1 protein-coding gene is annotated in these 270 nt (G+C 48.5%); it reads right to left on the bottom strand.

The window, feature by feature from the left end; all coding sequences use genetic code 11:
- Window positions 1-62 precede the first annotated feature (62 nt).
- Window positions 63-270: hypothetical protein (locus BKB51_RS21370; protein WP_218044113.1), on the bottom strand; the 208-nt coding region annotated here is incomplete at its 5' end.

Raw genomic sequence — 270 nt, 5'->3', positions numbered from 1 at the left:
CTTTCTCATCAATCCCTATCTTCTTCTTTTCTTTTTTATTCTCTCCAATACCTTTTTTCACCCTAACCCTCTACTTCATTTCTTCTTTCCTTTCTTCTGTCACCCCTTCCTTCATTCTCCCTCCTCTCTTTCTTTTCCCTCCTTTCTTCCTCCCGCTCCTCCCCTCTCCCCCCCCGCCCCTCTTCCTCTTTTTTCCCTACCTCCCCCGTTCGCCCTTTCCTTGTTTTCATTCTGTCCGCTGTTCTTAACGCCTTCCCCGCCCCCTCATTT

This window comes from Kiloniella majae, from assembly GCF_002118315.1.
GTDB lineage: Bacteria > Pseudomonadota > Alphaproteobacteria > Kiloniellales > Kiloniellaceae > Kiloniella > Kiloniella majae.
This window is presented reverse-complemented; position numbering and strand designations above follow the sequence as displayed.